The sequence below is a fragment of the uncultured Marinobacter sp. genome (assembly GCF_963974375.1).
Lineage (GTDB): Bacteria > Pseudomonadota > Gammaproteobacteria > Pseudomonadales > Oleiphilaceae > Marinobacter.
Window position 1 is genome coordinate 1 of the sequence record NZ_CAXBDN010000277.1, and the last position, 5,519, is coordinate 5,519.

At 61.5% G+C, this 5,519-nt stretch carries 6 protein-coding genes; all 6 read left to right on the forward strand.

Annotation, left to right across the window (positions count from 1 at the left end; all coding sequences use genetic code 11):
• Positions 1–935: putative lipid II flippase FtsW (ftsW, locus tag AAC035_RS18095; RefSeq protein WP_339806493.1), on the forward strand; the 935-nt coding region annotated here is incomplete at its 5' end.
• A complete protein-coding gene (gene murG / locus AAC035_RS18100) occupies positions 932–2,014 on the forward strand; it encodes an undecaprenyldiphospho-muramoylpentapeptide beta-N-acetylglucosaminyltransferase (protein WP_339806494.1) in 1,083 nt (360 codons plus the stop codon). The genes ftsW and murG, both read left to right, overlap by 4 nt.
• Positions 2,007–3,452: a UDP-N-acetylmuramate--L-alanine ligase gene (murC, locus tag AAC035_RS18105; protein ID WP_339806495.1), complete on the forward strand. Its 1,446-nt coding sequence runs from the start codon at positions 2,007–2,009 to the stop codon at positions 3,450–3,452. Before murG ends, murC begins: the two co-directional genes overlap by 8 nt.
• Positions 3,445–4,431 (forward strand): D-alanine--D-alanine ligase, encoded by a 987-nt coding sequence (locus tag AAC035_RS18110; RefSeq protein ID WP_339806496.1) that lies wholly within the window; start codon positions 3,445–3,447, stop codon positions 4,429–4,431. Before murC ends, AAC035_RS18110 begins: the two co-directional genes overlap by 8 nt.
• Entirely contained in the window at positions 4,424–5,263 is an 840-nt protein-coding gene (locus AAC035_RS18115) for a cell division protein FtsQ/DivIB (protein ID WP_339806497.1), read from the forward strand. The genes AAC035_RS18110 and AAC035_RS18115 overlap by 8 nt, the downstream gene beginning before the upstream one ends.
• 21 nt (positions 5,264–5,284) lie before the next feature.
• Positions 5,285–5,519, forward strand: a 235-nt coding sequence (locus AAC035_RS18120; protein ID WP_339806498.1) for a cell division FtsA domain-containing protein, incomplete at its 3' end; no start/stop codon positions are given.

The following is a 5,519-nucleotide window of genomic DNA, read 5'->3' on the forward strand; positions in this document are numbered from 1 at the left end:
GGCTGTTACTGGGAGCCGGGTTGCTGTCCCTGATACTGGTGCTGACACCGCTGGGGCTCACGGTGAACGGTTCAACCCGCTGGATCCCGCTGGGCCTATTCAATGTGCAGGTATCGGAAGTTGCCAAACTCTGTCTGATTGCCTATCTCGCCGGCTATGTGGTCAGGCGCCGGGATGAACTGGTTAACTCCTGGTGGGGCTTTATCAAGCCGGTGCTGGTGCTGGGGCTGGCTTCAGCACTGCTGGTTATCCAGCCCGATTTCGGGGCGACGGTGGTGCTGATGACTGCAGCTCTGGGCATGATCTTTCTCAGTGGCGTCCGGTTGAGCCGGTTCATGCCGCTGATCGGCATCTGTGTGGCACTGGGCGCGGTCCTTATCATTACCCAGCCTTATCGTCTGAAGCGGGTGGTGAGCTATCTGGACCCCTGGCAGGATCAGTTCAATACCGGCTACCAGCTGACCCAGTCCCTGATTGCTTTTGGTCGTGGTGACTGGACCGGGGTCGGATTGGGTAACTCAATCCAGAAACTGTTCTACCTGCCCGAAGCGCATACCGATTTCATCTTCGCGATTACCGCTGAGGAGTTTGGCCTGCTGGGTTCCATGACGGTACTTATGCTGTTCACCACCATGGTGCTGACCGGGTTTGTCATTGCCCGCAAGGCAGAAAAGCAGGGTATGGCCTTTGCTGCCTGTTTCTCCTACGGCATTACCTTGCTGATGGGGCTTCAGGCCGCCATCAATATGTCCGTCAATACCGGGTTGCTGCCCACCAAAGGTCTGACTTTGCCATTGATGAGTTATGGCGGTTCCAGCCTGATGGTGACCTGCATCGGTCTGGGCATTCTGGCCCGGGTCGAGCTGGAACGTCAGCAACAGGTGCGCAGCGCAGCTGACGCCAGGCCCGCTACGCGGCGGAGGGTCAGCCAATGACTCAGCGGCGCTTTCTGATGATGGCCGGTGGTACCGGAGGCCATGTGTTCCCGGCACTGGCTACGGCCCGCAGGCTGCAGGAGCTGGGGCACGAGGTGCAGTGGCTGGGGTCCGCTGGGGGCATGGAAGAACGTCTGCTGGGAGCCACGGACATTCCGCTGTCGGTGATCTCTGTGTCCGGGCTTCGGGGTAAAGGCCAGCTGGCCTTGCTGGCCGCACCGTTCCGTTTGGTGCGGGCCCTGTTCCAGGCAATGGCGGTGGTACGGCGGGTGCAGCCGGACTGTGTCGTCGGCATGGGCGGGTTTGTAACCGGCCCCGGCGGTCTCGCCGCCTGGCTTGGCCGTCGGCCGTTGCTGGTTCACGAACAGAACGCCGTGGCGGGGATGACCAACCGGATACTGGCCAGATTTGCAAAAACCGTGATGGAAGCGTTCCCCGGCAGTTTTGGCGGGAAGGTGGTCACCCGCTGTACCGGCAACCCGGTTCGCCCGGATGTCGTTGCGTTGCCGGCACCTGAGCAGCGCATGACGGCCCGGACCGGCGCTCTGCGGGTGCTGGTGCTTGGCGGCAGCCTTGGTGCCCAGGCCATCAATCAGACGGTGCCCGCTGCAGCAGCGCTGATGCCGGCGGATGGCCGTCCCGATATCCGACACCAGTGCGGCGAGCGTAATCATGACGAGGCCCTGGCGAACTATGAACGTGCCGGTGTTACCGCCTCGGTTGAACCATTTATAGAAGACATGGCGGAAGCTTATGGCTGGGCGGATCTGGTGGTCTGTCGTGCCGGTGCGTTAACGGTGTCAGAGCTTTGCGCGGCCGGTGTGGGCGCCGTGCTGGTGCCTTTTCCCCACGCGGTGGATGACCACCAGACGGGTAATGCCGGATACATGGTCAAAGCCGGTGCAGCACTATTGATGCCCCAGTCCCGGCTGACCCCCGAGCTGTTGGCACAAACGCTGACGGATCTGATGAACGAACGTCAAAGGGTGCTTGACATGGCCTCTGCAGCCCGTACGCTGGCGCGCCCTGATGCAACGGAGAGAGTTGTGAACTACTGTCTGGAGGCCGCCCATGTCTGATATTACGAACCCGCCGCTGGTTTACCAGGTGCCCGAGATGCGCCGTATTCGTCGCATTCACTTTGTTGGCATTGGCGGTGCCGGCATGAGTGGTATTGCTGAAGTGCTGCAAAACCAGGGCTATGAGATTTCCGGTTCGGACCTGCGGGACGGGCCGGTAACCGAGCGCCTGCGCAGTCTGGGTGTCACCGTACACATTGGTCACCGGGCCAGTAACAGCGACCAGGCTGACGTGGTGGTGGTGTCCTCCGCCGTGGCCCGGGACAATCCTGAAGTGGTTGCCGCGCGGAGTCGCCGGGTGCCCATTGTGCCCCGGGCCGAAATGCTCGCTGAAATCATGCGTTACCGGCATGGTATTGCCGTCGCCGGCACCCACGGCAAGACCACGACCACCAGCCTGATTGCCTCTATTCTGGCCGAAGCCGGACTGGATCCGACCTTTGTGATCGGCGGCAAGCTGAACAGTGCCGGCACCAATGCCCGGCTGGGGGACTCCCGTTATCTGGTGGCGGAAGCGGATGAAAGTGACGCGTCTTTTCTGCACCTGACCCCGGTTATCTCGGTGGTCACCAATATAGAAGCGGACCACATGGACACTTACGGTGGCGATGTGGCCCAGCTCAAGAAAACCTTTGTGGATTTTTTGCACAACCTGCCGTTCTACGGCATTGCCGTCATGTGCCTTGACGATCCCTACGTTGACGAAATCCTGCCAAGAATTTCCCGGGCGATGCTGACCTACGGTATCGAGCGTGAGGATGCGGATTATCGCGCCAGCAATATCCAGTCCGATGGCCTGAAAACGCGCTTTACAGTCCATCGCCCTGGCGGTCGTCCTGAACTGCAGGTTGAGTTGAAAATGCCGGGACGGCACAACGTGCTCAACGCTCTGGCGTCCATTGCCGTAGCGACTGATGAGGGCGTTGCTGACGAGGCCATTTGCCGGGGCCTGGCCGGGTTTGCCGGAGTAGGGCGTCGCTTCCAGGTGTACGGCGATTACCAGACGCCCCAAGGCAGGATTACCCTGGTGGATGACTATGGCCATCACCCCACCGAGGTCGAGGCGGTCATCCGCGCGGCCCGGGATGCCTGGCCCGGTCGCCGGCTGGTGATGCTGTACCAGCCTCACCGCTATTCACGGACCCGGGATCTGTATGAAGACTTTGTACGGGTGCTGTCGGAGGTCGACGGTCTGTTGCTGATGGACGTTTATTCTGCCGGAGAGCCTGCCATTCCCGGCGCCGATACGCGATCCCTGTGTCGCAGCATCCGCCAGCGTGGCCTGGTGGAGCCGGTGCACGTTGAAGACGATGGCGATATCTCCCGGTTGCTGAGCCACATCCTGAAAGACGGTGACCTGCTGATCACCCAGGGTGCGGGTGATATTGGTGGTGTTGCCTCCCGACTGGCTGCTGCAGGAGTGACTGGCCGTGGCTGAATTCAGAACCCGTCCTTACCAGGTAGACGAGCAAACCCGCCGGGCGCTGGGACGTGTGGCGGTGTTTATGGGTGGCGATTCCGCTGAGCGGGAGGTTTCCCTGAAAAGTGGCAACGCCGTCACCGCGGCGCTTCTGGCTGCCGGAGTCGACGCCTATGCCGTAGATGTCCGGGGCTGCCTGCTGAAAGCCGTTGAGAACCCGGATTTTGACCGGGTGTTCATCGCCCTTCACGGCCGTGGCGGCGAGGATGGCACCCTGCAGGCGATCCTGTCGCAGGCTGGCATTCCCTACACCGGCAGCGACATGCTGGCGTCTGCGCTGGCCATGGACAAGCTGCGCACCAAGTATGTCTTCGCCGGCTGCGGGTTGCCGACTCCCGCGTTCCGGTCAATGACCTCCGAGAGCGAGCTCAGCAGTATCGTCGGTGACCTCAAGATGCCGTTGAGTGTGAAGCCGTCCCGGGAAGGCTCCAGCATCGGCGTACGCAAGGTCCGTGACCGAGACGAACTGCTGGCGGCCTACCGTGAGGCAAGCCGCCTGGATCCGCTGGTGCTGGTTGAAGAGTGGATTGAAGGCCCGGAATTTACCGTCAGCGTGCTCCAGGGCCAGGCACTGCCGGTCATCGGGCTCAGCACAGATCATGACTTTTACGATTACGACGCCAAGTACCTGGCCAACGACACCCGGTACCGGATTCCCTGCGGGCTTGAGGTCTGGCAGGAAACCCTGATCCAGAATCTTGCCCTGGAGGCATTCCGTGTGGTGGACGGCCGGTCCTGGGGGCGTGTGGACATCATGCAGGATCACGAGGGCCGGTTCTGGCTGCTGGAAGTCAACACGGTGCCCGGTATGACAGATCACAGCCTGGTGCCTATGGCAGCGGCGGCCGCTGGTATTGGTATGTCGGAACTGGTGACCCGTATTTTGCTGGACACCATTACTGAAGGACCGGAACCGGGAGGCAATGCCGATGCCTGACCGCCTGTTGCTCAGAAGCCGGCTGGTGCCCTCGGAGCCACCCCGGCGCCGTGGTGCAACCTCTTCGGTTGACGAGCAGGGCGTGCTGGATGTGATCCGGCAGTTGCTGGGTGCGGTGCCCTGGTTACACGTTGGCCTGGGCACACTGGTACTGATGCTGGCGGCACTGGTGCCCTGGGGCGCCAGCCAGGTGTTGGCGGCCATGGACAAGCAGATCATGCGGGTGGAAGTGACCGGGCAGCTGGTGGGTGAAAGCACCAACGCCCTGGAGCGGCATGCGGCACCCTGGCTGGGGCGCAGTTTCTTCACGACTGACCTGGCCGAAATCAAACGGGCCTACGAACAGCGGCCATGGGTCGACAGCGCAGCTGTGAAGCGGGTGTGGCCGGATCGGGTGATGGTGGAAATACGCGAGCACAAGCCGCTGGCCTACTGGAACGACCGGGAGCTGATCAGCCGCACCGGCGATGTGTTCCTGCCGGCCAACCGTGAGGTAGCCGGACGCTTGCCAAGCCTGAAAGGGCCGGAAGGCCGGGTGCGGGAAGTCATTGATATGGCCAGAACCATGGCGAACGCGCTTGATGCCCGGGGCCTGGGTTTTGCCGGTATTGCCCTGGAAGAACGGGGCGCCTGGACGCTGACGCTGGCCAACGGAATAGAGGTCGCGCTGGGGCGTGATCAGGTAGAACAGCGGTTTGAGCGTTTTCTGGCGGTATACAACCTCCAGATCGCCAACCGCGCAGATCAGGTGGAGGCCATTGATGCCCGCTACACCAACGGTGTGGCGGTACGCTGGAAGCCCCTGAAAAACGAATCGGATAACAACTCATAGACCTGGTAATTGGTGAACTGAATGTCATCGGTTGATACGGAAAACATGATCGTCGGCCTCGATATCGGAACCTCCAAGGTGGTTGCCATCGTTGGCAAGCGCAAGCTGGATGGATCCATTGAGGTGGTGGGTATCGGATCCCACGCGTCCCGTGGCCTGAAGCGCGGTGTCGTGGTGAATATCGAGACCACCGTACAGGCGATCCAGCGGGCGGTAGAGGAAGCCGAACTGATGGCGGGCTGCAGAATTCATTCTG